Here is a 26,249-nt window from a genome sequence, read left to right on the forward strand (position 1 = left end):
GGCATTTCTTAAAGAATTGCGAGGAGATTTCTTAAATTTTTCTTAAGAGTCAGAAAAGGTTTTCAGGTCCTTGGTTCTAATAATTATTTCCTATACAAAATAGTCATACAATTGCTTCCAGTAGAATAGAAACCTATATAGAGTTATACGGAAAAATAAAGTGGGGTGTAAAAGGATGCTTAAACTAAATGATGCAAAAGAAATGGTACTCGGAGTTGTACAACATGACCCATTGTTTGTCATAATACAAAATACGCCTTTAGAAGAAATACTTTATAATGACGGATATTTAGCAATAATTGAAGAATCAGATCATTATTCTATTTCAGAAGTCGCAGGTTGGTTTGACATAACGGATGCGATGCTTCGTTATTACATTAAACCATTCGAACAATATATTTTTGATAATGCTTCGAATAGCCCAAACACCAATATTCGTTTGAACCTTCCTGCCATCTTAAGACTTCGCATGATTTTACTACTAAAAGATGTACACCGCGTCAAAGGCTTAAAACTTTTACTAGGAATTGATGACAACGGTCAACTTATCAAACACCAAATAACTGCAACAACTATGGGCACTGATGATTTAGCGAATAAAGTTGATGTTCTTGGAAATGTTCTTCAGCAAATGATTCAGACAGGACTTTTTAATATTCTTCCAAACGAAGAACATGGAGCCTTACAAGTAACAATCAATCAAGATTTTCTTGCACAAAACATTCAATTAGTATCCTCAGAATCGAATCTTCAAGTAGAAGAAATTCAAAAAGAAACAGCTGAACTTAAACTAGAAAATGAAAATCTACAAAAACAAATTTCAGAACTGCAAGAGCGTAGCGTAAAGGATATTGTTCAAAAAATTCGTGAGCGTCATATTGAAAATGAAATAGTGTCGACATTACGAACAGAAGCATTACAGCAATTTGCAACGGAAAATAAGGCAGGCTTTTTCAGAAAAACTTTTCGTTCCTCTCAAATTGAGATGGAAAAGGAGCAATTTGTGTTGAGCTATATTTCGAAGCACCTAGAAGAGCGTTTAGAAGTAGCACTGAATAATTATTATGGAGAATAACTATCTTCAAGCTGATACTACATGTTTAATTGTAATCACTAGGCGGAGAACATGAAGGAGTCTTTTTTAAAGAAGCCGTTCATGTTCTTTTTTTATACCGCATTTACTGCCCGTAAAAGCCCATTGGTGAAATCTAATAATCAATGGGGATGCAACCCCCTCTGATTAGAGTTTCACTTTATAGTCATTTATTTTTTAAAAATTAGTCTTATAATCATTATAAAGAGCAGTCCAAGGGGTGAATTGTATGACAATGATCGAGGTCAATAATTTAACTAAAAAGTTTGGGGATTTTTATAGTGTACAGAATGTGAACTTACAAATTGAAAAAGGTGAAGTGTTCGGACTTTTAGGTCCAAATGGTGCTGGGAAATCTACAACAATACGGCATTTAATGGGCTTCCTACAGCCCACAGAAGGACAGTGTTTCATAAAAGGATTGGATTGTCGCTACTCTACGGCTGAAATTCAACAATTCGTAGGCTATTTACCTGGTGAAATTGCGTTTATCGATAAAATGACTGGACAACAATTTATCAAATTTATTGCCCAAATGAGAGGGTTACATGATTTAACAAGAGCATATGAACTTATGGAATACTTCGAATTAAATGCCACTGGTCTTATTAAGAAAATGTCAAAGGGTATGAAGCAAAAAACTGGGCTAATTTGCGCATTTATGCATAACCCTGAGATAGTCATTCTAGATGAACCGACAAGTGGATTAGATCCTCTTATCCAAACAAAGTTTATCGATTTTATTTTAGCTGAAAAAGAAAAAGGAACGACCATATTCATGTCCTCTCATATGATTGAAGAAATTGAAAAAACTTGTGACCGTGTAGCGATACTAAATGCTGGTAAAATTGTTGCAACGGAAACAATTGCTGACTTAAAAAAGCGAAAATCTAAAAAGTTTTTAATTGAATTTCAAAGCGAACAAGAGCTCTCTCGTTTCTTAGGAGAACCACTTAAAATTGAACAGACTGGGCCAACACAAGCAATTGTAAAAGTTCGGGGTAATGTCCAAACATTACTTCATACATTAGCAGACTATAAAATTAATGACCTCGATATCATTTCTCAATCACTTGAAGATATATTCATGCATTACTACGAAAGAGGAGGTACAGAATCATGAACTTAACTTTGCTAAAACATGAGGTGCTAGCTACAGTTAAACTTTTTTGTATCATACTTGCTGTATTAATGCTCTATATCATTAGTATTGTCTATATGTATAACCCTGAGATGAGCAATACTCTTAATAAGCTTACCGAAACAATGCCTGAATTGATGTCAGCATTTGGTATGAGTAACATAGGTAATACGTTAATTGAATTTCTATCAACCTATTTGTATGGATTTTTATTGCTTATTCTACCGTTAGTTTTCATCATTATGTCGGCAAATAAACTAATGATGAGCTATATCGATAATGGTTCCATGGCATACCTAATTGCGACACCGAATACACGTTTTAAAATTGTCTTCACACAAGTATTTTTTTAGTTACTAGTACCTTTATTCTGCTCACGGTAACAACTTTGATAGCCATCATATTTTCAGGGATTCTATTTCCAAATGAATTGGATATAAGTGCTTTTTTGACTTTAAATATCGGTCTTTTTTTCTTACACTTTGCCATTAGTGGCTATTGCTTTTTTGTATCCTGCAGTAGCAAGGATGTAAGAACCTCTTATGCGTATAGTACAGGAATTCCTATTCTATTTTATTTAATTCAGGCGCTTAGTAATATGGGTGGTGCTTTAGGAAAGCTACAGTACTTCACCATCTACTCATTGTTTTCACCTGAAAAATTAATGACTCAAAATAGCTCGTCTATTTGGATGCTAGGGGCATTATTTTTAATTGGGATGCTATGCTATATGCTGGCTATTCGTGTTTTTGTTAAACGTGATTTGTATTTATAAATGTTAAACGTAAAAATCTGCTTCCTAGCATGGAGCAAGCAGATTCAATCTTTGTTAAAATTTATTGCTGCAAAGATGCCAAATTACCAAGGAACCGTAATAAACGATAATGAATCATTGCTAACTCCTCTATGTTTAAACTCTCATCTTCACTGTCTAGCCACTCTTGAATAACACCTAAAATCGCGGAAGTTAAAAAAGCTTCAAAATATCGTTGGAATTCTGGATCAAGTCCTTCTTCTCGAATAACAGAGAGTCTGTCTAAAATATGATTACTAAAAACTTTCTTCATCCTCTTGCTAAAGGCGGGGCTCCCCTGCTCCCCTAAAATTACTCGAAATGCCGTTGCATGCTCTTCAATACATTTAAACACTTCGATAAATGGCTGATACAGTTGAACTGTTTTTATCGTATGAAAGGCATCTAGCGGTTGAACATTTTTCACACAGCTTTCTAGTTCATTTAATAACTCCCGCTGTAAATCCTCCATTACTTCATATTTATCCTTATAATGTAAATAGAAAGTTCCTCGATTAATGTTTGCTGTAGAAGCTAGATTTTTTACTGTTACACGTTCAAAACCTACTTCCTCTATTTGCTTAATTAATGCATTTTTTTATACATTGTTTTGTTTCAAAATTCATCATTTTATGAATAGACATATAGAACCTCCATTGTTTATCACTTTATTCTAGTCTTTAGCAATGTTGTTATATAGTTACCTCAATGATCACAACAAGGTCAAATAGTGTTAGTAAATTACAGGCATTACCTTATTTATCGGTTCTCTTCTTTATTTATTTCCTTCAATCTTATTTTGTAAACGGCACCTGAGGTAGTAACTTCACAGACCTACAAAAATCCATCAATAATTAATCGGACGGTCATAGTTAGTTATTTCCAACGTATTCTGGAGAAATAAGTTGTTTTTTTGCTTAGGAAGTCTGATTTCATCTGCCTCGAAAATATTGAAATCCAAAATCACTGAACACTTTTTAGTTATCTGTTTATTGTAATTCCCAAAACACTGCCTTAAAATTTCAGGTATCAACACTGTGTTTAGTAAAGGAGAGATGGCTATATGGGAAACAATGCAATTTCACTAAACTCCATTGAAAAAAAGTTTCACCAAAAACAAGTAATTGCCCCGCTTTCCTTAGAAGTTCCAAAGGGACAGCTTATTGGCTTACTTGGTCCTTCAGGTTGTGGGAAAACTACGTTAATTAAAATGATTATGGGAATGATCAAACCTGATAACGGTAGTATTCAAGTGTTAAATTATACAGTCCCTCATAAGCAATTGCTGACGGATATCGGCTATATGGCACAATCTGATGCACTGTATTTAGATTTAACCGGTGAAGAGAACCTTCATTTTTTTGCTAAGCTTTATCGATTATCAAAAAAAGAACGTGTGGAGCGTGTCAATTATGCTGCAAGTCTCGTTCATTTAACGGATGATTTAAATAGTAAGGTGTTGAATTATTCTGGCGGAATGAAACGGAGATTATCCCTTGCAATTGCCCTTATCCAAAATCCAAAGTTGTTGATTTTAGATGAGCCAACTGTTGGTATTGATCCCGTGTTGAAAAAAGAAATTTGGCAGGAGTTAATTCGTTTAAAAAACGATGAGCATAAAACAATTTTAGTAACAACACATGCAATGGATGAAGCAGAGCGCTGTGACCAGTTGGCAATGCTACGCAATGGTCATATTATTGCGCATGGAACACCACATGATTTGAAAGCTCATTATCAGGCAAAGGATTTTGATGAAGTGTTTTTAAAGGCTGGAGGTGAAGCACTATGAGAATCGGCGCAATTGTTACAAGAATTATACAGCAAATGATCCGCGATAAACGTACACTTGGCTTATTATTTTTTGCACCTCTTCTTGTGCTTTCGTTAATGTATTTTGTTTTTAATAGTAACGAACCTGAAATGACACTAGTCGTATCAAATGGTCCTGCATCAATAATTGAAAAGCTTGAAGAGGCAGATTTTCATGTTATCGAAAAAAATGATTTAACGATTGCCAGTTTAAAAGATGAAAAATATGATGGCTGGCTAGCTATTCATCAAACTCATTTAAAGCTCACATTATTAAATGATGATCCGTCTACAGCCAAGGCTTTAAAGATGAAGCTTTCGCAGGTTTTACAGCCAGAGCAATCTGCAATGATGAAGTTGACGACTGAATATGTATATGGCGATGAAAATACCGCTGTTTTTGATATTTTTAGCCCTATGCTGACAGGCTTCTTTGTATTCTTTTTCGTCTTTTTAATAACAGGTATAGCGTTGTTAAAAGAACGAACTTCAGGGACATTAGAACGCTTGCTAGCAACACCGATTAAACGTTCTGAAATTGTTGCTGGTTATATGATTGGTTATGGATTGTTTGCTTTGATTCAAACGACTATTATTGTTCTTTTCGGGGTTTATGTCCTTGATATCGTACACGTTGGCTCCATCTGGCTTGTGCTGCTTATCAATATTGTCGTTGCACTTGTTTCATTATCATTAGGAGCTCTGTTATCAAGTTTTGCTGCTTCAGAGTTTCAAATGATGCAATTTATCCCGCTAGTCATTATACCGCAAATTTTCTTTTCAGGTATTTTCCCACTTGATAATATGGTGGAGTGGCTGCAAAATATTGGTCGTATTATGCCACTATACTATGCCGCTGACGCGTTGAATGGGGTTATGTATAAGGGATATTCCTTTAGTGAAATTCTTTCCGACTTAGCGATTCTTGCATGCTTCGCTCTTGTATTTATTACATTAAATATTGTCAGTCTAAAAAAATATCGATCATTATAATCAAAGGATTCTGCTCAATCAAATTGGGCAGAACCTTTTCAATTCAATCTAGGGCTATCATCATATTGTGGGGTTGATTTCCGTTCCGGCTGGGCGCTTTGTCGCTAATCCCTGAGGAGTCACCCAGCCTCACTCCAATCAACCACTTCACTTAGCATGATTTTCGGACATTTCATTCTAAATAACGAAATTTCAACAAGATGTGTTTTTGTGCAAAAGCAATGCGATAGTAACAACAGATTTACAATTGCCGTAACTGTTAATTACTCTATTCTAAGGAACATAGCGTTCACTTTTGAAATACATAAGTTTTATAAAAGTTCTACACTATTGCTGATTGGAGTGGAAGGCTACTCGACTCCCGTGGGAATGCGAGACAGGCGAGACCCTGCATGGAGCGAAGCGTAGGAAGCGGCTCGGCGCTCGCCCACAGGAAGCTTTGCTCTGTGCGAAAGCGAAGCGTCAGCAACAAAGCGAGTAGCCTGGAACAGAAATCAACCCACGTTATGAAGACACAACATAAATATTCAAAAATAGAAAATTACACCAACTTTCTATTAGCAAAGGAACTAATATTCATCTATACTAAATTTACAGTTGATGGTTATAAAGCCTAAAAATAAAGGTGTGTAAAGATGGATACGATTATGGAAATACAGAACATTTCTAAACAGTATAGAGGTAAGAAAATTATAGAGAATGCTACATTTTCTATTTGTGCCAATCAAATTATAGCCCTAGTAGGAAAGAATGGGTCTGGTAAGAGTACCCTTCTAAAAATTATTGCGGAATTAGTCGATGCTGACAGCGGTTCTATCGTGAAACATCGACAATCTTTAAAAATTGGCTATGTGCCAGAAGTGACCCCTTCACATATTTTGTTTACGCCTGAAGAATATCTATATCATATGGGCAGTATTCAAGGCATGGCCAAAAAGCAACTACAGCAAAAAATAAATGAGTTACTTGAATTATTTCATTTACAGGAAGCTCGGAACATTCGGATTGTTAATTTTTCTAAGGGTATGAAGCAAAAGGTTATGATTATGCAGGCAATGCTTGAAGACACAGATCTACTTATCTTAGATGAACCGTTATCAGGACTCGATCCTAAGGCCCAAAGTGACTTAGAAGAAACTCTCTCTATTTTAAAGGACAAAGGGTTAAGTATCGTTTTAACATGTCACGAAACAAAATTACTGCAACATCTTGTTGATACAGTTCTTGTTATTCAAAATAATAAGGTCATTCAAGTTGATTCATTCAATAAAAATAATATAAAGAAAAACAAATTAACTTTTGAAATATCAAGTGATAAATTATTGGACAACCTATTTCCTTTTCTTGAAATTCAACATCGAAGTCTTTTAAATAATGGTTGTCATGAGGTCATTACCGTTATTAAGACAGAAGATACAGATCAAGTATTATTGGATCTCCTACAGAAAAAAGCCTCTATTAAACAATTAATCCCAATTAATCAAAAGGAGGAACAATTTTATACCCATTTTTAAGGAGGAAAAGATGCTAACATGACTAGTTTATTGCGCTATCATTTCATTAATTATTTAAGGACCTATAAATATGTCCCACCCTTTTCAATTTTCATTTTATGTCTTGTTGTCAACTATACCTTTACCCCAAATCCTATATTAAATAGCTATTCGTTTACAGCTATTATTCTCTTTTTTCTAATGGGATGGTTTACAGTGACACTATTTCACGCAGAAGACGAAGGACAAAAAGTAATAACAACACTTCATGCTAAAAGTCGCACACAATATAATTTAGGAATTTTTATAATTTGTGTACTGATTGGTTTATTCTTAAGCTGTATATCCGTGATCTACCCTACTCTAATTGGCGCCTTTGGAGAAAAACCAAGATTTATTCATCAATTACTAGGATTTCTCTCTCATTTTAGTTTAGCTGTACTAGCTATCGCACTTTCAGCTATTTTTACGAGAGAACTCGTTAAAAACAAGCAAAATACTTGGTGGGGTGTACTTGCCATTTTAATTGTATCTGTCGTGATCGCTACTTTAAAAGAGACAATTTTGCAGATCAAGGGACTAATTTGGCTGCTTCCACCTGTCCGTTTTTCACTGGAAATAATGAGTTCAGAAGATTCTATAAAGTCAATACCGAACAGTTTTTATTGGCAATTTGCCTGGATATTCATCTATGCAAGCTTCGTCATCTTGTTGTTCTTCCTCCTATCAAATCGAAAAAGGAAGTAAATTTCTAACGAAGGAGAATTATTATGGTAAAGAAAGCCAAGGTGCTAATTATAGAAGATGAAAGTGCTATTGCAACTATCATGAAGGACTACTTAAGCGTCAACCATTTCGATCCTCATATCGTTAATACTGGTCATGAGGCAATCCAATATATGAAGGTAACCTATCCTGACTTCATTATTCTTGACCTTTCTCTCCCGGATTGCGATGGTATCGAATTATGTCGTCAAATTCGTGAAAATAGTAATGTTGCTATACTAATTTTAAGTGCTCGTAACAGTGACACCGATAAAGTTCTTGGCTTGGGATTCGGTGCAGATGATTATATGACAAAGCCATTTTCTTTAAGTGAGCTTGTGGCAAGAATAAATGCCCATTTACGAAAACAGGATAGATGGCTGCAGGACAATGCAAGCCAGGTAGATATGATTCAAATCGATCATATGGAAATCAATAAAAATGAATATACTTTTTTACGTCATAAAAAGCACGTTCCCCTATCAGCTAAAGAATTTGATTTACTATTTTTTCTAATGAAAAATCGTAATCAGGTTTTCTCTAAAAATCAGTTACTCGATGCTATTTGGGGCTATGAGACATATGGCGATGAAAATACGATAACCGTTTACATCAGACGTCTACGCGAAAAAGTTGAAATCGATCCATCTTGTCCTGTTTATATTCAAACCGTTTGGGGCGTTGGCTATAAATTTAGTACTCAAAACTATTTGTAGGAGAGCATGATGTACATAAAAAATTGGATGAAGAAATGGTTATGGTCGACACTAATCTGTGTTTTACTGTTGTTTATTTGTATCTTCACATTATTTTTCACAAATTTTAATCGCAGTGACGAACCACAAAATGAATTTGTGATCAATCAAATTCGTTTAAAAGTAAATGAACAATTATTGTACATAGAAGATCATTTTACAAGTCTCGAACAGAATTTAAATTTACGCAATTCCCTCCAAGAAATGAGCAATAGCGAAGGAATAGATATTACAGTTGTTCAATTAGATGGAAAAATTTTATTTAATTCAATCGAAGGCGATATTTCACAGTTTATTAACTTAGAAGAAGATTTACATTATGATTTATTTACGTCTCAACAACAACCTGGGATCATAAAAATTGCCTTCCCTATAATTAGTGAGACGCATGAACAACTAGGGAACGCTATTTTTACTATTGATAGAGATATACTCTTCCCCATAGAACAGCCTGTTCCTAGCAATTTTATACTTTTATTCATATGTGGTTTATTATGTTTTTGCATTATAGGACTGACCTTGTACTTTGTACGGAAGTCTAACAAGGAAATCTTGCTTCCTTTAAATCATTTGAAAAACAATACTAAGGAAATTATTAAAGGTAATTATGAACAAAAAACAGTATATTCGCGGGCAGATGAAATCGGTGAATTGTATGCAGTGTTTGATCAAATGCGCCTGGAAATAAAAAACCTTACTATTCAACGAGATGAACAAGAACAAAACCAAAAAAAGCTTATATCTAGTATTTCTCATGAAGTAAGAACACCTCTAACAACAATAAAAGCTTATTTAGACGCTATTTCTGAAGGAATTTGTCCTGATATGGATTCGCTTATGTCGTATATTCAAACTATGCAGACAAATACTGAAAAAATGTCCAGGTTAATTGATGATTTATTTATTCACACTTTGAAAGAACTTGGGCATATCCCGGTTAACTTAACAGAGCAATACAGCAAAGATATCTTTACGAATATTTTGCATCCAATTCGTCATTACGTCCAAACGACCGGCATTCATTTTATCGAGCCAGAGTCTATCCCTAATGTACTTATTCAAGTAGATAAGCATCGACTAGAGCAAGTACTTTCAAACCTTATTACGAATGCACTAAAGCATACTACTAAAGGCGATTCCATAACCGTTTCTATCAATATTGAAAATCAATTACTATACATTAATGTAATAGATAATGGTAATGGGATATTGCCTCAAGATATGCCTTTTATTTTTGAACGCTATTTCAGAGGTACTCAAGCTACAGGTGAGACTGCTGTGAAAAATGAAGGAGCCGGACTCGGATTATCTATATGCAAGCATATTATGGAAGCTCACAATGGTTCCATTTCATTTAAAAGTAAGCAAAATGAAGGAACAACATTTACATTAACTCTTCCTATTATTTAAATTTCTCAAGAGGATAATTCCGAAAAATTAAGAATATAAGTAATGAAAGTCCGAAAAGATTGGAGAGTTCAGACATGATTCAAGACATAGGGGGATATGTAAAATATTTAGATGGTGTTCATAAACGAACGATGCAATATATGAAGGCAATACCTGACGAACTTTTAGATTGGAAGCCCTCAGAAGATAAATTTTCTATAGGTGATTTATTGCGACATATTGCATCATCTCGTTTGATGTTCCTCGGAATATTTGAACACGGCTCGTGGACGTACGCAGGACATGATACTAGTAAGGGGGCTACTCTTGAGGATATTTCAAATTATTTAGAATCATGTCAAACTAAATTAACAGAGGGGCTATTGAAAATTGGTAACGGTTTGGTGTCAAAAAAGGTTTTAACCCTTCATGGTCATGAAGTAAGTGCTTGGAGAATACTTATGTCGATTCCCGAGCATGAAATACATCATCGCGGACAAATCTCTACATATTTACAATTGAACAAGATTGAACCGCCTCAAATTTTCGGATTAAAAATTGAGCAGGTAAAAACAAAATAATTTATAAAAGAGCTTTGGACATCATCTTATATCCAAAGCTTATTTTTGTCTTTATATAAAATTTCGCTATGTTATACCCACTGTTTATAAGATCTCCACCAATCTGCTTTTACGGGCTGTTAATTCAGGATAAAATACGATTTTCAAATCTACATATATGTTGTAAGAATTTATTAATAATTTAATAAGGACCTTATAATAATTCACCCTTACACTAAAAGTAATACATTTGAAGGAGGTATTCTCGTGGATAAAGAGGTACTTATTCGAGCTCAAAATCTATGTAAGACATATTCCACAGGGAGTGAGCAATTTCATGCAATAAAAAATATTAATATTGAAATATATAAAGGAGATTTTACAGTCATTATGGGAAACTCCGGTTCGGGTAAATCGACACTGCTTTATCTTTTAAGTGGTCTTGATTCCATTACGACTGGTGAAGTTTATTTTCATGGAGAAAGGCTAGATACATTTACCGAACAGCAGTTAGCAACATTTCGCTCTAAAAAAATTGGATATGTCTATCAAAGTAGTAATCTCGTCCCGGATATGACATTGCTAGAAAACATCACCCTCCCAGGATATATTGCAAAATATCCTAAAAAAGATGTGATCAAAAAAGCGGAGATGCTATTAAATAAAATGGGACTTGAAGAACAACGAAATCGTTTACCTTCGCAAACCTCTGGTGGACAGCAACAAAGAGCTGCTATTGCTAGAGCATTAGTTAATGACCCAGAGATTCTGTTTGCAGATGAACCAACGGGTAGTTTAAATTACGATCAAGGTGTAGCTGTCTTAGATATTTTAACGAATTTAAACAAAAAGGGTCAGTCTGTAGTAATGATTACACATGATATAAAAGCTGCCTGTCGTGCTAATCGGCTTATTTTCATTCAGGATGGAAAAATTGGAGGCATTTTAAACTTCGAACAATACGATGATGCTAGCATACAAGAGCGTGAACATATTATCTTTTCTTATGTCGCGGGAAAGGAGTAAAAAATGCACGCAGTTATTACTCTTTGTTTTGCACATATCAAGAAAAGAAAAATCCAAAATGTACTATTAGCAATCCTAATTATGCTATCCACCCTTTTATTAGCTACCTCTGTAACAATTATTATGAATACAAACAATATTTTTGAAAAAATACATCATGATTCAAATGGGGCTCATCAAATTTTAACGATGGGTAAGGATATTCATAATCCAATCACTGTCAACAATTGGTGGCAAGAGCAACAAGGAGTTACTGCCTCGAATCTCATTCCTTATAGAAATTTATCTGGCTTCACAGCGAATGGTGTAGAAACGCAAAATCTCTTATTCATGATGAATACACCAAAAACGCCCTTTGCTATTGATCGATTACTATTTTCAGAGGGTGAAAATCAGGACTATCCTACTGAGGGAACGATTTGGATTCCCACATCGATGGCTTCTACTTCGAATATTTCACTTGGAGATGCTATTGAATTTAACACCGGCGAAAAAGCTTTTTCATTAAGTGTTTCTGGTATAGTTGTAGATTTGCCATATGGTGGACCCTTTTCAAATAATGCTCGTATTTGGATGAACGACTCTGACTATCATAAACAATTTGATACGATGATAGGGTCTGAACAATATATGATGGCTCTTCGCTTTGATGATTATCAGCAAAGTGCAAACTATTGGATAGAATTCGAAAAATTTTTAAACGGCCCCTACCTTGAATCAAAAATGGAATACGTGGATCTCTATTCGTTTAATTTAATTATTAATAAAATTATCGGCTTTATCATGATTGCTTTTGGTGTAGCAATGTTATTCATTTCATTGTTTATTATTGGTTTTAGTATTTCAGATGCCATTTTAACTAACTATAAAACGATTGGTGTCATTAAATCTCTCGGACTTACTTCTCTAAAAATTAGCGCGACCTATGTTTTACAATTTGCTTTATTATCCGTAGTCTCGATTATTCCTGGCCTTATTGCCAGTACAATCCTTTCCAGAGTGATCATAGAAAGCTCTTTATCTTATTTAAAGTCCGGAAAACATTTAACGATTATTCAAGATTTTAGAATCACCATGCTACTTGCTGTCATAATCCTTGTCATTGTTATCCTTACTGCGTTCATTTACTCAAACAAAACACGCCACGTTGAACCAGTACAGGCAATTAAATACGGCATGTCAGAACTTGCAAACAGTAAATTGAATCGTCGTTTAAATAACTCTAATCGCCTTTCTAATTTTGTTAATTTGCAAATTGGCATTAAAACCATCACCAAAAATATGAAAAGTTCCATTCTTATTATTGTTCTTACAGCCATTACTTCTGCTATTTTAGTGTTTAGTGCAGTCATGCTTAATAGCTTTATTTCCATCAAGCAAAACACACCAGCATTTGGCTACGATTCATCACATGTTGTAGTAACGGTTTCTAATGAAGCAACATTTTCAAAACAACAGTTTGAACAATTTTTACGCTCAGATGAACGCATTAAAAATCACGCTTGGCTAGATCAATTTACAGGGGTTCTCCCTAATGAACCAAATCAACCGTTAAATATTAAAGTCGATACTCTTGAAGGTAGTTTTGATGCTGCTGGATACGAGACAATTTCTGGCCGTAATCCTGTAAATAAAAATGAAATAGCCATTGGCCTTAATGTCGCGAAGGCTTTACACAAAAATCTAGGGGACATTGTGGAAGTCTATATCGAAGGCAAGCAGCATCATTTGATTGTTACTGGTATCTATCAATCGATAGCAAATATGTCTAATTCAGCGAGAATTACCGCTGATGTTATCAAAGTTTATAATGCTACCTATTCTGCTTCAAAACAAAGTATGATCAATTTGGTAGATGAGACATTATCAGATCAAATCGCTGATGATTTAAACAATAATTTTAAAAGCTCTGTCTCAGCTGAAACACAACAAACATCATTAGATAATGTCTTTAAAGTAGTGGTCGCTGTTTTAATAATCCCATTATCTGTTATCGGAATTTTATTTATCACTGTAACATTCATCATTATTTATAGTGTTTCTAGAATAAATGTAAGAAAAGAAAGCGGAACTTACGGAATTTTTAAATCTATTGGTATGACCTCAAATACTATTAGATGGTCGATTACATCAGGAATTCTGTTTCTTTCATCACTAGGGACTATATTTGGGATTTTTATCGGTATTAAAGTAATACCCGTAGCTTTACAAAGCATTCTTTTAGAATACGGCTTACTTGAACTCCCCCTTGCGATAAACTGGCCAGTTAGTATTGGATTATCTCTTTTAAGTATTTTGGCCGCTTGTTTTGGTTGTTGGTTATCAACGAAAATAATCGCCAAAACCTCACCTCGAATTTTGCTCGTTGACTAAAAAATGCCCCCGATCTACTTAGGTAGTGGGGGCGATTATTTTCGTATAAGGATTGTCATTTTTAATTTATTCAATCCAACCTCCAACCTTTTCTTATAGATCATCTCAAGAAAAGCCAAAGTATAAAGAAGCGACAAACAATACTGGTTGGGCAATTTTCCGTGCGTTAAATGATGATAACATTATATAATAGAAGAAATTCAAACTAGATTAGATTGGATGTGATGACATGGAAGCAATTCATATTCCTATCGATGCTGAACATATTATTAGTACCTCTAGTAAAGGGGATCAATCGAAATGGCGTATTGGCAACATGTGGGTCAAACAAAATGCACGAGGTTATGAGGGACAAGCAGAAGTATTAGCTTCCCTCATGCTTGAATGCTCAACTCTTGATTGCTCTAAATATGTCGTCTATCAGCCATGTATCATTCAGTTGGCTGACGGTGAACAATTTGAAGGCTGCTATTCACTCGACTTTCGTGGTACAAAACAGGAAGTGACACTTGAGCGCTTGTTTGAAGCAAATTTCAGCTCTACTGACCCTATTACAAATAACAAAACACTTTCTACTAAAGAAAAATTCGAGCAATTAATGGCGCAGGTTGAGCAGTATACAGGACTCGTTGTACATCATCAGATTGCACAGCTATTCGCTTTTGATGCCCTTATTCTAAATGAAGATCGGCATACAAATAACATTTTATTTTTATACGATCCAAAAGGAAAAACATGGGAGTTGGCACCTATTTTCGATAACGGGCTTAGCCTATTATCTGATGAAAAAGACTATCCACCTGGCAAACCTTTAACGATTTTAAAGCGAAAAGTAAAGGCAAAACCACTGAATTCATCTTTCACAAAACAACTTGCTCTTTATGAAGGACCACCCTTTATTGATAAGGAGAAATTAATAGCGACAATCGAACAATCACCGTACGATTTTGGACGTGCTAAGGACGTATTACTTTCACAGTTGCGTAATCCAGCTTTGAAACATTTATTCATAGAAGGAAGTGAAGCTATTGATTGATTACATGACTTTTGACGTGATGTGGATGGATGACATTATTGCAAATGTTGAGTTAAAACCGTCTGATGGTGGCACACCATATGTTATTAACTATATTGAAGATTTTAACAAGCAATTTTCACCAACGATGGAGGGGCATATAACCTTAGAAGAACTGGAACGTTGGCTAAAATGGCGAACCTTCCCCCCTACTCGGGTCAACGCAAAAGAATTACTGGCTTCACTGGATATGCAAGCCTATAATCGTTGGGGCATCGTGCGTAAAACACATGGTGTAATGGCAGATGATGAAATTTGGATTCGATTTAAAGGCGAAATCCTCACACATCGGGATGTCTGCTTACGCAAGGATCTATACTATCCTGAGGAACCAAACTTTCTAGAGTTTCAATAAGTTAACTTTAAAAAAAGTTGCTCAATAAAAAAGAGCAACTTTTTTATTAACATTTTGGAGTTAAAGAAGATATTTGTTCGTTACCCAATATTTTTGCAGATTTATTACAATCGGTGCAAGGGTTGATTCCTTATAATCGGCTACTTCCATTGGTCCGTTTCTAGTAACTGATTCCCCGAATGCATTCTTTTCTTCGGTTTGTTCACCAATATCTTCTGATGATTTGATGAGGCGAATAAACCAACCTGAGCTGCAATATCCTTTGAGTTCACTCCAATGACAAACTTCATTATAAATATTTCTCGATCTATATCATCAAGTGTATTGATTAACTTCTGAGAAAAAATCTTCTTCAGAAAAGACCGCAATATTATTTCTTCTTAGTAATGCAGTTGTTACGCCAACGCCAACTAATTTTGTACCATTGAAATCCCCGTTGTAAATCATTGCACTGCCACAGGATGGACTATACTCTTTTAAAATAACTTTAGTCGCACCTAGTTCTAGTGCTTTCTGTAAAGTTACATATGCGCCCTTTACATAAAGCTCCGTGACATCCCGGCCAGATTTTTCAACTACTCTCGCTTTTCCAGCAAGTACGTCTTCACCATCTCCTCCAACAATTTCAGCAGGCTCACGAGGCGTCGAAAAACCTCCCATAAGTTCAGGGCATACAGTTATGGCCTTATTTTCTAACACAAGTTTTTGTATTTTTTCATCTAAACTATCTGTTCCGTTATAACGTACCTTTAATCCTGCTAAGCAAGAACTTATCAAAATCATATGTGCACCTCGTTTTTTATCAATATCGTATAAGTAAAACTTTAGCTTATTAAAAGAGTCTGTCAACCGCTTTTACGATGACATAAGCTACTTCCTTGGCCAACCCTTTTCTCTTTTCGTATTATTGATATTTTAAAACAGTTTTTTATTATTAAGAGGTCAACCATTTCCTTGGTTTGTGCTACTATTTTAATTATCTATAATGAACTCATTCTATCTTTTAAAAAGGAGGAAAAAGACTTGGTTGAATTCACAATTTGTTTTCTTAAGAAGGGTGACCAAATATTATTGTTAAATAGGGATTTTCCTGAATGGATGGGGGCTTGGAATGGTGTAGGTGGAAAGATTGAGAAAGATGAAACTCCACTGGCTGGTGCATTACGAGAAATTAAGGAAGAAACGGGCATTGTACTGCCGGATATTACATTCAAAGGAAAAATAACATGGACTGATGGAATGACCGACTTTGGCTGTATGTACGCTTTTATTGCTGAATTATCGGAATCCTATCATTATGTGACACCGATTAAAGTTGCAGAAGGCATTTTAGATTGGAAAGATCTATCATGGATTTTCCATCCTAAAAATGTAGGAATAGCAGATTTAAAATATTACTTACCGCAAATGCTAGAAGAAACAGCTAACTATGAATACATATTTACATATAAAGATAGTGAATTGATTGATATTACGAGTATCCCATTTGTGCTTACTGTCTAAATATAATAAGCCTCGTAAACGCAATAGTATCGTTTACGAGGCTTTACTAATTATTTTCTTGGTTGTGCAAATCGCATTCTGCACATCGACCAATTCAATGTTGTTTTTTGAATTTCATCATAAATGATCCACAGACTATCAACTACCCGTAATTCAACATTACGTTTAAACATTTCCTCAACTAAATTTTCTACTTCAACTTTAGCAATAGGGTATTGTGTTGTTTCACTTGTATAATAACCAGCATTTTGATCCTGTAGTGTAAACTCGTGGATGTCAAACTCATATAAGTAGAGTTTCGTATTTTTCATCGTCTCAAACCACTTGCTTTCAATTACGACAACATGTCCACATGATGCTGATTCTATATGGGCCCGTTTATCCTGTTCGGTTGTATCGGCACCAATATGGTAGCAAACTCGCGGACAATTTCTAGGTGTTAAAAAAATAGGCAAGTTTGTATCGTTGATTGCCCATACTAGGCCTTTTTCTGGATCTAAATCTAGTCGATCAGGTAATCGTGGGTGAAATACTGTTATATCACTTTCTTCACTGACATGATATATGCGCACATGTTTCCCCTCCCTATTTTCTTAATTTGAAGACTATGAAATTCTGTATATTGATTCCAGCGTTTGTTGTTACTGTTCTTGCCATACTATTCACTCATTTCAGTATAGCATTGTAACGTTACCTTTCTTGTGCACATTCATATTTTTTCATTTACGAAAAAAGAAATAAAGCCAGAAATCCCTAACCGGATATCTGGCTTCTCTAATTTAAGAACTGGATTGAGTTTTGATAGGCAAGGCATTGTCTAATGTGGTCTGTCGTTTAACAGTGATCCATCTCCCACCTATCTATTATGCCTCGATATAATTGTGTCCGGAGGTATTAGACCAACAAATGTTTTTTGCGCGAAAGCGAAGCGGCAGTGGCAACAGCACAATGTTGGTCACTCAGGCGTTTTCACAAGATGTGAAGTTCTTAGCCTGAGTTCCTTTATTCCAGCAGATATCTTTTGTGCCGAAAACGTAGCAACAGGTACAGGTATTTGGACACCCGCTGAAAAACAACTTAAATTAGCATTCCTTATGTGTCTTAGTAGCTTGCATATTACACCTACAGAACAACAGAAATCGCTTTGGCTACATCTATCATTTAGAACTATAGTAAAAAACGTACAGGTTCCTCTAAATAGCCTGCCACACTACGCATAAATGCACCTACTGGCTCGCCATCAATAACACGATGATCAAATGTGCAAGACAGTGTCATTGAATGGCCAATTTGTATCGTATCTTCTACTACGATTGGCTCTTTCACAATTTTATGAAAGCCCAAGATTGCTACTTCAGGATAGTTAGTAATCGGCGTCGCAAATATCGCCCCGTCCTTTCCTGTACTAGAAATTGTAAAAGTACTACCTGTTAAATCTTCAACCGTTGCTTTTTTAGAAAGAACCCTTGCCAATAAGCTTTCTAGCTCTTCTGTAATTTCAAAAATACTTTTTTTATTTGCATGCTTTATCACTGGCACAAGTAAACCGTCTGGAGTAGCAACTGCAACACCAATATGAATATAAGGTAAAATCACAAGTGCTTTTTGGTCTTCATCTACCTTGGCATTAAACTGCTCATGTTCCTGTAAAGCTGTTGCAACTGCCTTGATTAAAAAAGGTAAGTAAGTTAGTTTTTTGTCCTTCATTTCCGGCAGCTGTTGAACACTTTTCCTAAAAGCCACTAAATTCGTCACATTTATTTTTTCCATTCCGGTGCATAATACTGCTTTAGAAACGGCTTTTTGCATATTTTCAAAGATTGCTTTGCGCAAGCCACGAATGGGGATGATTTTATTTTCATTAGCTTCATCTTCACTTCGTTTTGACTTGTTTTGCACTAGCGCTATCGCAGACGATGATTGTTTAGCATGTTCATCTAAATCACATCGCAACACCCGTCCGTTTGGTCCACTGCCCTGTACTTCTTCAATATTAATGCCCATAGTGCGCGCTGCTTTTCTAACTGAAGGGGCTGCCTTCACCCTTCCTAATACTGAAAATTCAATCTTCTCTTTCGGGATACTCTCCTCTTTTTTCTCTCCAAGTGTCTGTGTTTGCTGGGGTGGTGATGAATCTGAGGTTTTACTAAATTGACAAAGCAGACTACCTACCGTAATGGTATTTCCCTCCTCGCCTCCAAGCTTCTCAATCACCCCTGTAATTGGAGCTGTAATTTCTACAACGGCTTTATCAGTTTGAACCTCTACTAAAGGCTCATTAATCGCTACTTTTTGCCCTTGCTTTACAAACCAGCCAACAATTTCTGCTTCATGTAAACCTTCCCCTACGTCAGGGAGTAAAAAATCATACATTACGATCCCTCCCTATTCTTTCATGACATTTTGTACTGCACTTACAATGCGCGCTACGGTTGGCATCCATTCTGCCTCAATGCTCGATACTGGGAAAGGTGTATCATAACCTGTGACACGTAAAATCGGTGCGTGCATAGCATACATACAGTTTTCGGCAATAACTGCTGCGATTTCCGCCCCTACACCGCCTGTTTTTGCCGCTTCATGAACAACGACTAGTCTGCCAGTTTTATCTACCGACTGAATGATGGTTTCATAGTCAATAGGTGCGATTGTTCGTAAATCGATGATTTCCACAGACACACCCTGCTCTTGTAATTGCGCTACTGCCTGTTTAACCGTTACGACACATGGACCATATGTAACGATGGTCACATGCTCCCCTTCTTGAACAGTTGCCGCCTTACCAATAGGCACTTCATAATATTCTTCTTGTACTTCCTCTTTTATCGTTCGGTATAGCTTCAACGGCTCTAAGAATAATACTGGGTCTGGATCTTTAATCGCCGCTGCAAGTAACCCTTTAGCATCAGAAGGCGTACTTGGCATGACTACCTTTAAACCTGGTGAGTGTAAAAACAATGCTTCTAAATTATCTGAATGTAATTCAGGTGCATGGATCCCTCCTCCGTACGGTGCTCTAACAACTAGCGGCACGGTAACTGTACCTTCCGTTCGAGAACGAAGGCGTGCAGCCTGCCCTACCATTTGATCCATCGCCTCATAAATAAACCCTAAAAACTGTATCTCTGCTATTGGTTTAAGTCCTCTAGTGGCTAAACCTACTGCAGCTCCGATAATTGCAGATTCAGCAATCGGTGTATCAACTACACGCCTTTCTCCAAAACGTTCAATGAGCCCATCCGTCACACGGAAAACTCCACCATTTTTTCCGATATCCTCACCGAGACAGAGGATTGTTTCATCATTTTCCATTTCTTGGATCAGGCATGTATTGATTGCCTGTACTATTGTCATCTCCATCATTACACCTCTCCTCTTTGTTGCAATTGTCTTACTAAGTTTTGAGGCATTGTTTCATACGTTGCTTTTAGTACTTTTGGAATCGTTGTCTTTTCGATTGTAAGTGCCTTTTCATAAGCTTTTAAAACGATTTCTTCGCAGTCATTTAACAGCTCCTCCTCTTGCCCCTCGTCCCATAGCCCAGTAGTAATAATAAATTTTTTCATTCTTTCTATAGGATCATTTGTCAGCCATTGCTCAACTTCAGCTTGGTCTCTATATTTCGTCGGATCGTCTGCAGTTGTATGCGGTCCTTGGCGGAATGTAACAGCTTCAATCAGCACAGGCTCTCCATTTTTAGCTTTTTCTATAGCAAGCTTCGTTGCCTCATAAACTGCTAATACGTCATTGCCGTCTACTCTAATTCCTGTAATCCCATAAGCCAACGCCTTTTGTGCGATTGATTGGCTAGCGGTTTGTTTATGAATTGGATTACTAATTGCCCATTGATTGTTTTGAATAAAGAAAACCACTGGTAATTTATAGACACCCGCAAAATTTAATGCTTCATGAAAATCGCCCTCAGAGGTACCTCCATCACCCATATAAGCAACCGAAACACTATCTTCCCCTTTATATTTACTAGCCCATGCCCCACCTACCGCATGTAAAAATTGCGCTCCAATAACGATTTGAATAGGAAAAATAGATAAATCAGTTAAATGCTGCCCAGCCATCTTACCCATTGTGTAACAAAAGAACTTATCGATAGGCATCCCGTGAACAAATGAAGCCGCAATATCTCGGTAACTAGGATAAATCCAATCATTCGAATTCAATGCGTAAGCGCTTCCAACCTGTGCCGCTTCTTGCCCTCTAATTGGCGGATATGTTTTTATTTTACCTTGGCGTTGAAATTTCAATGCAATCCCATCAAAGATTCTTCCTTGTACCATATGTTTATACATTTCGATACATTGCTCATCTGTGGCAGTTCTTTTAAAGAAAGTTTCCGAAAACGAACAATCTTCCTTCAAAACTGACGCGGTGTCAATTTTTAAACATGATTGATTTAACCACATTTCAACTCCGCCCTCTAAACAAGACTGATTTAACCACATTTCAATTCCTCCCTCTATAACGTTATTTTAATTATAAATAAGAAATAGACGCCGCGTCATTAGCTATTTTTGTTATTATTTAGCATTTTTTCACTTTAAAGAGAATTATTTAAACAAACCAAATGTATACATTGTTGTCATATCACGAGCAATTTCCTCAATTGGAATGTCTGTTTTGTCCAAAATAATTTTCCATAAATACCGCTCCTCAATGTAATACAATGAACCCGCAATAACCTCCGCATGATAATTTTCATTGCGAATCAGCCCCAGCTCTCGAACAATTTCTATGTTGGCAGATACCCTTTTAATAAATTGATCCGTGATTGATTCCCATTTCTCCTCAATTAACGGGGACACACCTTTTGCTTCATGAATCAATTTAAATATTTCCTTGTTTTCAACTGCCAAGGATAAGTAATTATACAAAAATTCGAAGCTAGTTCCGTTCCAATACATCGGCCATTGCGCTTTTTTAGAGGAGCGCGATAGATTCAATCAATTATTATCTTCTTTTGCATAACGACTCGGAATAGCAACACCGTCGCCAATTGTAGATTTGCAAAAAAGATTAATTATTTATAATAAAGTTTGTTCAATTATAATAATGATTGATAATTTGTGAAAAAGTCCGATTAAAATCATGTATCCTCTATATATTTCATAGGGGTGAGATGATTTTTAAGATTATGGTGTACATGAAAGGAAGCTTTTTGCTTAGGATTAGGAAACCCCCCCAAAAAAAAAGGATGTTTTTTTGATTTTAAATTTACGATTATAAAACGGCATTATGTACGTCAATCTGGCCTCGAAAAACACCATTTCGCCCGTTATTTTTAGCGCTGTAAAGGGCCTTGTCGCAAGTAGTGTATAGTGTTTCCAATTGCATATGCTGATCTGGAAATACGGTGAGGACACCTAAACTAATGGTATATGACACCGGCAGACTACGGCTGATAGCCCCATTAAGTGTCTGTATGATTTGCTCAGCAATCTCATTTGAGTCGGTTTCATCTTTTCCAGGGATCAGGATGCCAAATTCATCGCCTCCATAACGTACAAACAAATCTTCTTTGCCTAAATGTAGCTTAATTCGTGTTGTCAGGTCTTGCAGTACTTGGTCTCCAACGTGATGACCATAAGTGTCATTAATTGTTTTAAAGTTGTCTATATCAAAGAGCAGATAGGATAGAGGCAGTCCTTTTTTAGAATAATCCGTGAGATACTTCTTCGCCTTTTCTGTAAAGGTTCTACGATTCAATGTGCCTGTTAAATCATCATAACTAGCTAAACGGATTAACTCGTGGTCTGCTTTTTCCTTCATTAACAGGACAAATCCTAAATTCCCTAAATTCGTAACAAGATAAATAGATAGTAAGGAGATTAATTGATAAGCTCCAGGAGAATAGAGGCTTATCGAATCTGTAGATGATAGTAGAGCAGTCACCCCTCTGACCAAAAAGGCTGCGATAACAAGAAGATATAGACTACCAATGATTCTCATAAGAAACGTGGAAGCTTTCCCCAGAACCATTCGATAAACAGGGATTAAGATTACCGCAATTACAAAGGAGTAATATGAAATTCGAACGTTTTCTTTGTTATAAAAAAGAACAATGAGTTGGAAACCGATAATGCTGAGTAGAGTCAAAACAAAATATATCATCACCATCTTGGTCTTTAGACGGAAATTATTTTGAAGATACAAAAATGCAATAATTTCTAAAGACGTTCCAATAAATAGTATCGAGTTAGCAAAAGAGATGGATAGAAAGTCAGGAATTTCTCCGCGAAAAATCATACAAAACCATGCTATGTTCTGAGAGCATTTTGCTAAGAAAAAAGTTCTGATTGCTAAACCCTTTGAATGATTATGCCCATAAGCACTAATAAGGATTAGAGTAAATAAGTAGCCTATACCGAGCAATAGAATAATTGTTTTCATATCCAAAAATAAATTCATAAAGAGCCACCTACTTATAAGCGAATTTTCAATCATTATGATTATAGCAAAAATAGGGGGCTCAACATACTTCCGTTCTTCAGAAGTGTACTTCAAATATGATAAAAGTTAACACTATTTCCACTTATTTATAATAAGTAAAAGTGTTAAAATAATTAAGGTTGTATGTAACAAATGCACGAAATAAATAAAGAATTTCGTGCAAGAAACTTAAAAAAACTAAGCATCAAACTATTAATTTATATGGTGTGATTTGAACAGGAATCCTTTTTGTAGGATGTCCATAACCAGTGCTTGATAATGTGGAGGTTAAACTAACAGTAGAACAATCTGCTATTTCAGATATAAGGGTAAAAAAACTCTTTTAGATACATCACGGAGAACCGTTTCATAAGTAAGTGCGGTTTATAATAAATAGCTACAAAATTTAGTTTTTAGTCTCTTTTAGAAAGAGATATAGGTTGAAATAACTATTTGTGAATGAATACACTTAAACAAACGGAGGCTTTACTTGAAAAACATTGAGTTGCGTATGCAGCTCTTTTTTTCTTTATTGAACTAACGGAGCAGTTTAGTTTAATAAGGTGTTTGTTCTATCATTAAACAATAAAGATAGACGATCAAAGAAAAGAAGTAATACAATTTAATATTAGTTTCGATGAACCGCAGCGTAAGGTAAGAAAAAGCCATTCCCTCCAGAAGCGGAGAGAATGACTTTCCTTCATAAATCGCAAAACTACTGATTACAGTTTTGCCCAACGTTCCTCTAACCAGTTCATAAATTGTACACCTTTGTCGCCTTCATACGCATCAAAGACATCTAAACGCATACGTTTTAGTTTATCCGCAAAGTCTGCCACTGTATGATCCTTCGGCAAGCTCTTTTTAACTCGTAGGAAAATTTTGTCTGTTCCTTTGATAATATCAAAACGTGCAGGTGATGGCTTCTCTACGTCCTCGCCAAGCGCCACAAGTGCTTCATAGGCTGCTAATTGCACCTTGTTGACAGTATCATGCTGCATACGATTTTTTAATAAATCTATGATTTTGTCATGTTGATAAGCCGATAACATTTCGACTGCGTCTAAACGCTCTCGCCAGCTAGACGTATAATTGGCCTGTTTTTTTAATGTTTCATACTGCTCAGGTAATGCTGTTTCAAACTGTTTCAAGTAATTGCACCTCTTTTTTTAACTAGAGGAAAAATGAATTCTTCTTCTTCTGCTTCTCTTATTATACGTTGTCTGGGTGAAAATAGCTATGAATCGCTGGTAAGGATATATATAGAAAATGGAAACTAACTACATTAAGGTGAACCGTAATGAACCGTATCATAAGTATGTACTATTCTTTATTAGATTTGCTTTTCTTATTCAACTAACAGGTGCTTTAGTTGAATAAGATAGATAAACCAGAAGCAACAATCTTTGAGAAAACAGCCTTAAGTAAAAACACAAGCCAGAAACCCCTAATCGGATTTCTGGCTTTTTTCTAATTTAAGAACTGGATTGAGTCTTGATAGGCAATGCATTGTCTAAAGTGGACTGTCGTTTAACAGTGATCCATCTTCCACATACCATGACAATCAATGCAAAAAATACGATGATTCCTGCAAATACAAGAGCTGCTTTATAGCTACTATAAACTGCCACAAGCTGACCCGCGATAATTGGCCCAATAATTTGTCCAAAGGCATAAAATGTTGTTAACAATGATACTACTGGACCGCTTTGTGTTGGGAATAGCTGACGTGCATAAGACGTCGTTAACGTTACAATTCCTACAAATGTTAAGCCGAATAAAAATGACGATAATAATACGCTCCAAACTGTTTGTGAAAAGACTGGTAACAAGATGCCTATTACTTGTAATATATACGCGACAAACAAAATTTTGATGGCAGAGAATTTTTCTAATAATACAGTCCAAACAGGTGCTGACGGGATAGCCGCTACCCCAACAACGACCCAGCTATACGAAGAGTATGCTTGTAGTGAAGGAATATTATGAATGATATCCACTAAAAAAGTACCTGTAATAATATAGCCTAACCCTTCAAAGCCATATGCGACAATTAGCCATGGCATAAAGCCCTTTGTCATTTTTGCATCAGAAGATTTTGCGGTTTTCACACTATCCTGTACATGCAAACCTCTCCAAAGTATATATGTCATCACTAAAAAAATAGCAGATAAAATCCCTAAGCCTATCCATGTACCTTGCCAAGCAAAACGTGCTTCAATAGCAGGGACTAATAAACCTGAAATAGCAATTCCTAATCCGATACCACCAAATAAATAGCCTGACCATCGTGTAAGTGAATGCTTTGCTAAATAATCCATAATAATACTACATGTTAATACAAAAATAAGTCCCCCTGTAATGCCCGCAATTAGACGAAGCACAAGCCAAACACTATATATTCCAATGATTCCCATAAGAACAACAGAAAGGACATTCAAAACAACACTTATCAATAAAAAGTTCTTTTTTTGGCGATTGATAAATCCTGCCCATAAAGCGCCAATGAAATAGCCAATATAATTACTTGATGCCAAAAATCCTGCGACTTCAAACGAAAACCCAACATCATGACGCATAAATGGCAATATTGGCGTGAATGCAAACCGGCTAATTCCCATAGCTACTACAAGTAATAGCACCCCACCAAATAAAATTCCGATGTGCTGTCGATTCAAA

Annotated in this window: 26 protein-coding genes and 1 pseudogene; 16 read left to right on the top strand and 11 right to left on the bottom strand. The window is 35.8% G+C overall.

Annotated features, from left to right (window positions below; all coding sequences use genetic code 11):
- Window positions 1-175: 175 nt before the first annotated feature.
- The 4 genes from ACIQLB_RS02230 to ACIQLB_RS02245 all read left to right on the top strand — a co-directional run bounded on the left by ACIQLB_RS02230 (window position 176) and on the right by ACIQLB_RS02245 (window position 3,009).
- The gene (locus tag ACIQLB_RS02230; RefSeq protein WP_400720320.1) at window positions 176-1,075 is read left to right on the top strand and encodes a hypothetical protein; all 900 of its coding nucleotides are present in this window, start codon (window positions 176-178) and stop codon (window positions 1,073-1,075) included.
- Between the two features lie 253 nt (window positions 1,076-1,328).
- Window positions 1,329-2,216, top strand: coding sequence for an ABC transporter ATP-binding protein (locus ACIQLB_RS02235; protein ID WP_400721660.1), 888 nt, complete (start codon window positions 1,329-1,331; stop codon window positions 2,214-2,216).
- On the top strand, window positions 2,213-2,587 hold the full coding sequence (locus ACIQLB_RS02240) for a hypothetical protein (RefSeq protein WP_400720322.1): 375 nt from the start codon (window positions 2,213-2,215) through the stop codon (window positions 2,585-2,587). The genes ACIQLB_RS02235 and ACIQLB_RS02240 overlap by 4 nt, the downstream gene beginning before the upstream one ends.
- A gap of 245 nt (window positions 2,588-2,832) precedes the next feature.
- Window positions 2,833-3,009 carry a hypothetical protein gene (locus ACIQLB_RS02245; protein ID WP_400720324.1) on the top strand — a complete coding sequence of 59 codons (177 nt, stop codon included), beginning with the start codon at window positions 2,833-2,835 and terminating at the stop codon, window positions 3,007-3,009.
- Between the two features lie 61 nt (window positions 3,010-3,070).
- Here ACIQLB_RS02245 and ACIQLB_RS02250 read toward each other — a convergent pair whose 3' ends face one another.
- Together ACIQLB_RS02250 and ACIQLB_RS02255 are read right to left on the bottom strand one after the other, a co-directional pair.
- Window positions 3,071-3,499 carry a TetR-like C-terminal domain-containing protein gene (locus ACIQLB_RS02250; protein ID WP_400720326.1) on the bottom strand — a complete coding sequence of 143 codons (429 nt, stop codon included), beginning with the start codon at window positions 3,497-3,499 and terminating at the stop codon, window positions 3,071-3,073.
- A gap of 48 nt (window positions 3,500-3,547) precedes the next feature.
- Window positions 3,548-3,613 (bottom strand): annotated as a pseudogene (locus tag ACIQLB_RS02255) (TetR/AcrR family transcriptional regulator); the annotation flags it as partial.
- A 477-nt stretch (window positions 3,614-4,090) separates the two neighbouring features.
- Here ACIQLB_RS02255 and ACIQLB_RS02260 point away from each other — a divergent pair.
- The 11 genes from ACIQLB_RS02260 to ACIQLB_RS02310 all read left to right on the top strand — a co-directional run bounded on the left by ACIQLB_RS02260 (window position 4,091) and on the right by ACIQLB_RS02310 (window position 15,623).
- Window positions 4,091-4,819 (top strand): ABC transporter ATP-binding protein, encoded by a 729-nt coding sequence (locus ACIQLB_RS02260; protein WP_400720328.1) that lies wholly within the window; start codon window positions 4,091-4,093, stop codon window positions 4,817-4,819.
- Window positions 4,816-5,832: an ABC transporter permease gene (locus ACIQLB_RS02265; RefSeq protein ID WP_400720330.1), complete on the top strand. Its 1,017-nt coding sequence runs from the start codon at window positions 4,816-4,818 to the stop codon at window positions 5,830-5,832. The genes ACIQLB_RS02260 and ACIQLB_RS02265 overlap by 4 nt, the downstream gene beginning before the upstream one ends.
- 647 nt (window positions 5,833-6,479) lie before the next feature.
- A complete protein-coding gene (locus tag ACIQLB_RS02270; protein WP_483869701.1) occupies window positions 6,480-7,346 on the top strand; it encodes an ABC transporter ATP-binding protein in 867 nt (288 codons plus the stop codon).
- 195 nt (window positions 7,347-7,541) lie between these two features.
- Window positions 7,542-8,072: an ABC transporter permease gene (locus ACIQLB_RS02275; protein WP_400720334.1), complete on the top strand. Its 531-nt coding sequence runs from the start codon at window positions 7,542-7,544 to the stop codon at window positions 8,070-8,072.
- Window positions 8,073-8,095: 23 nt separating this feature from the next.
- Entirely contained in the window at window positions 8,096-8,806 is a 711-nt protein-coding gene (locus ACIQLB_RS02280; RefSeq protein ID WP_400720336.1) for a response regulator transcription factor, read from the top strand.
- A 6-nt stretch (window positions 8,807-8,812) separates the two neighbouring features.
- Window positions 8,813-10,255 carry a sensor histidine kinase gene (locus tag ACIQLB_RS02285; protein WP_400720338.1) on the top strand — a complete coding sequence of 481 codons (1,443 nt, stop codon included), beginning with the start codon at window positions 8,813-8,815 and terminating at the stop codon, window positions 10,253-10,255.
- A 74-nt stretch (window positions 10,256-10,329) separates the two neighbouring features.
- Window positions 10,330-10,815, top strand: coding sequence for a DinB family protein (locus tag ACIQLB_RS02290; protein WP_400720340.1), 486 nt, complete (start codon window positions 10,330-10,332; stop codon window positions 10,813-10,815).
- A 246-nt stretch (window positions 10,816-11,061) separates the two neighbouring features.
- The gene (locus ACIQLB_RS02295) at window positions 11,062-11,820 is read left to right on the top strand and encodes an ABC transporter ATP-binding protein (RefSeq protein ID WP_400720342.1); all 759 of its coding nucleotides are present in this window, start codon (window positions 11,062-11,064) and stop codon (window positions 11,818-11,820) included.
- A 3-nt stretch (window positions 11,821-11,823) separates the two neighbouring features.
- The gene (locus tag ACIQLB_RS02300) at window positions 11,824-14,193 is read left to right on the top strand and encodes an ABC transporter permease (RefSeq protein WP_400720344.1); all 2,370 of its coding nucleotides are present in this window, start codon (window positions 11,824-11,826) and stop codon (window positions 14,191-14,193) included.
- Between the two features lie 229 nt (window positions 14,194-14,422).
- Window positions 14,423-15,229 (top strand): hypothetical protein, encoded by an 807-nt coding sequence (locus tag ACIQLB_RS02305; protein WP_400720346.1) that lies wholly within the window; start codon window positions 14,423-14,425, stop codon window positions 15,227-15,229.
- Window positions 15,222-15,623, top strand: coding sequence for a hypothetical protein (locus ACIQLB_RS02310; protein WP_400720348.1), 402 nt, complete (start codon window positions 15,222-15,224; stop codon window positions 15,621-15,623). The genes ACIQLB_RS02305 and ACIQLB_RS02310 overlap by 8 nt, the downstream gene beginning before the upstream one ends.
- A 315-nt stretch (window positions 15,624-15,938) precedes the next feature.
- Here the strand turns inward: ACIQLB_RS02310 and ACIQLB_RS02315 are convergent, their stop codons facing one another.
- Window positions 15,939-16,406: a 2-thiouracil desulfurase family protein gene (locus ACIQLB_RS02315; protein ID WP_400720350.1), complete on the bottom strand. Its 468-nt coding sequence runs from the start codon at window positions 16,404-16,406 to the stop codon at window positions 15,939-15,941.
- 240 nt (window positions 16,407-16,646) lie between these two features.
- Here ACIQLB_RS02315 and ACIQLB_RS02320 point away from each other — a divergent pair, with 240 nt between their 5' ends.
- Window positions 16,647-17,126: an NUDIX hydrolase gene (locus ACIQLB_RS02320; protein ID WP_400720352.1), complete on the top strand. Its 480-nt coding sequence runs from the start codon at window positions 16,647-16,649 to the stop codon at window positions 17,124-17,126.
- A 50-nt stretch (window positions 17,127-17,176) separates the two neighbouring features.
- Here ACIQLB_RS02320 and ACIQLB_RS02325 read toward each other — a convergent pair whose 3' ends face one another.
- The 8 genes from ACIQLB_RS02325 to ACIQLB_RS02360 all read right to left on the bottom strand — a co-directional run bounded on the left by ACIQLB_RS02325 (window position 17,177) and on the right by ACIQLB_RS02360 (window position 26,248).
- Complete coding sequence (locus ACIQLB_RS02325) at window positions 17,177-17,698, bottom strand: DUF6886 family protein (protein ID WP_400720354.1); 522 nt, start codon at window positions 17,696-17,698, stop codon at window positions 17,177-17,179.
- Window positions 17,699-18,293: 595 nt separating this feature from the next.
- A complete protein-coding gene (locus ACIQLB_RS02330) occupies window positions 18,294-19,499 on the bottom strand; it encodes a dihydrolipoamide acetyltransferase family protein (protein ID WP_400720356.1) in 1,206 nt (401 codons plus the stop codon).
- Between the two features lie 12 nt (window positions 19,500-19,511).
- Window positions 19,512-20,489 (bottom strand): alpha-ketoacid dehydrogenase subunit beta, encoded by a 978-nt coding sequence (locus tag ACIQLB_RS02335; protein WP_400720358.1) that lies wholly within the window; start codon window positions 20,487-20,489, stop codon window positions 19,512-19,514.
- Window positions 20,489-21,586 (bottom strand): pyruvate dehydrogenase (acetyl-transferring) E1 component subunit alpha, encoded by a 1,098-nt coding sequence (gene pdhA, locus ACIQLB_RS02340; RefSeq protein WP_400720360.1) that lies wholly within the window; start codon window positions 21,584-21,586, stop codon window positions 20,489-20,491. Before pdhA ends, ACIQLB_RS02335 begins: the two co-directional genes overlap by 1 nt.
- A gap of 105 nt (window positions 21,587-21,691) precedes the next feature.
- On the bottom strand, window positions 21,692-22,045 hold the full coding sequence (locus ACIQLB_RS02345) for a hypothetical protein (RefSeq protein ID WP_483869702.1): 354 nt from the start codon (window positions 22,043-22,045) through the stop codon (window positions 21,692-21,694).
- 316 nt (window positions 22,046-22,361) lie between these two features.
- Complete coding sequence (locus ACIQLB_RS02350) at window positions 22,362-23,549, bottom strand: GGDEF domain-containing protein (RefSeq protein WP_400720364.1); 1,188 nt, start codon at window positions 23,547-23,549, stop codon at window positions 22,362-22,364.
- A gap of 743 nt (window positions 23,550-24,292) precedes the next feature.
- On the bottom strand, window positions 24,293-24,721 hold the full coding sequence (locus ACIQLB_RS02355; RefSeq protein WP_400720366.1) for a HEAT repeat domain-containing protein: 429 nt from the start codon (window positions 24,719-24,721) through the stop codon (window positions 24,293-24,295).
- Window positions 24,722-25,045: 324 nt separating this feature from the next.
- Window positions 25,046-26,248, bottom strand: a complete 1,203-nt coding sequence (locus tag ACIQLB_RS02360) for a YbfB/YjiJ family MFS transporter (RefSeq protein ID WP_400720368.1) — start codon at window positions 26,246-26,248, stop codon at window positions 25,046-25,048.
- Window position 26,249: the final 1 nt, after the last annotated feature.

The organism is Lysinibacillus sp. NPDC092081 (genome assembly GCF_044755845.1).
GTDB lineage: Bacteria > Bacillota > Bacilli > Bacillales_A > Planococcaceae > Lysinibacillus.

Excerpts from the sequence above, each read along its gene's own strand:
- ACIQLB_RS02245 (WP_400720324.1), top strand. The coding sequence starts at position 2,833 with ATGGGTGGTGCTTTAGGAAAGCTACAGTACTTCACCATCTACTCATTG.
- ACIQLB_RS02350 (WP_400720364.1), bottom strand. The coding sequence starts at position 23,549 with ATGAATTTATTTTTGGATATGAAAACAATTATTCTATTGCTCGGTATA.
- ACIQLB_RS02305 (WP_400720346.1), top strand. The coding sequence starts at position 14,423 with ATGGAAGCAATTCATATTCCTATCGATGCTGAACATATTATTAGTACC.
- ACIQLB_RS02270 (WP_483869701.1), top strand. The coding sequence starts at position 6,480 with ATGGAAATACAGAACATTTCTAAACAGTATAGAGGTAAGAAAATTATA.
- ACIQLB_RS02345 (WP_483869702.1), bottom strand. The coding sequence starts at position 22,045 with ATGTATTGGAACGGAACTAGCTTCGAATTTTTGTATAATTACTTATCC.
- ACIQLB_RS02260 (WP_400720328.1), top strand. The coding sequence starts at position 4,091 with ATGGGAAACAATGCAATTTCACTAAACTCCATTGAAAAAAAGTTTCAC.
- ACIQLB_RS02335 (WP_400720358.1), bottom strand. The coding sequence starts at position 20,489 with ATGATGGAGATGACAATAGTACAGGCAATCAATACATGCCTGATCCAA.
- ACIQLB_RS02285 (WP_400720338.1), top strand. The coding sequence starts at position 8,813 with ATGATGTACATAAAAAATTGGATGAAGAAATGGTTATGGTCGACACTA.
- ACIQLB_RS02290 (WP_400720340.1), top strand. The coding sequence starts at position 10,330 with ATGATTCAAGACATAGGGGGATATGTAAAATATTTAGATGGTGTTCAT.
- ACIQLB_RS02300 (WP_400720344.1), top strand. The coding sequence starts at position 11,824 with ATGCACGCAGTTATTACTCTTTGTTTTGCACATATCAAGAAAAGAAAA.
- ACIQLB_RS02240 (WP_400720322.1), top strand. The coding sequence starts at position 2,213 with ATGAACTTAACTTTGCTAAAACATGAGGTGCTAGCTACAGTTAAACTT.
- ACIQLB_RS02230 (WP_400720320.1), top strand. The coding sequence starts at position 176 with ATGCTTAAACTAAATGATGCAAAAGAAATGGTACTCGGAGTTGTACAA.
- ACIQLB_RS02315 (WP_400720350.1), bottom strand. The coding sequence starts at position 16,406 with ATGATTTTGATAAGTTCTTGCTTAGCAGGATTAAAGGTACGTTATAAC.
- ACIQLB_RS02250 (WP_400720326.1), bottom strand. The coding sequence starts at position 3,499 with ATGGAGGATTTACAGCGGGAGTTATTAAATGAACTAGAAAGCTGTGTG.
- pdhA (WP_400720360.1), bottom strand. The coding sequence starts at position 21,586 with ATGTGGTTAAATCAGTCTTGTTTAGAGGGCGGAGTTGAAATGTGGTTA.
- ACIQLB_RS02280 (WP_400720336.1), top strand. The coding sequence starts at position 8,096 with ATGGTAAAGAAAGCCAAGGTGCTAATTATAGAAGATGAAAGTGCTATT.
- ACIQLB_RS02235 (WP_400721660.1), top strand. The coding sequence starts at position 1,329 with ATGATCGAGGTCAATAATTTAACTAAAAAGTTTGGGGATTTTTATAGT.
- ACIQLB_RS02330 (WP_400720356.1), bottom strand. The coding sequence starts at position 19,499 with ATGTATGATTTTTTACTCCCTGACGTAGGGGAAGGTTTACATGAAGCA.
- ACIQLB_RS02265 (WP_400720330.1), top strand. The coding sequence starts at position 4,816 with ATGAGAATCGGCGCAATTGTTACAAGAATTATACAGCAAATGATCCGC.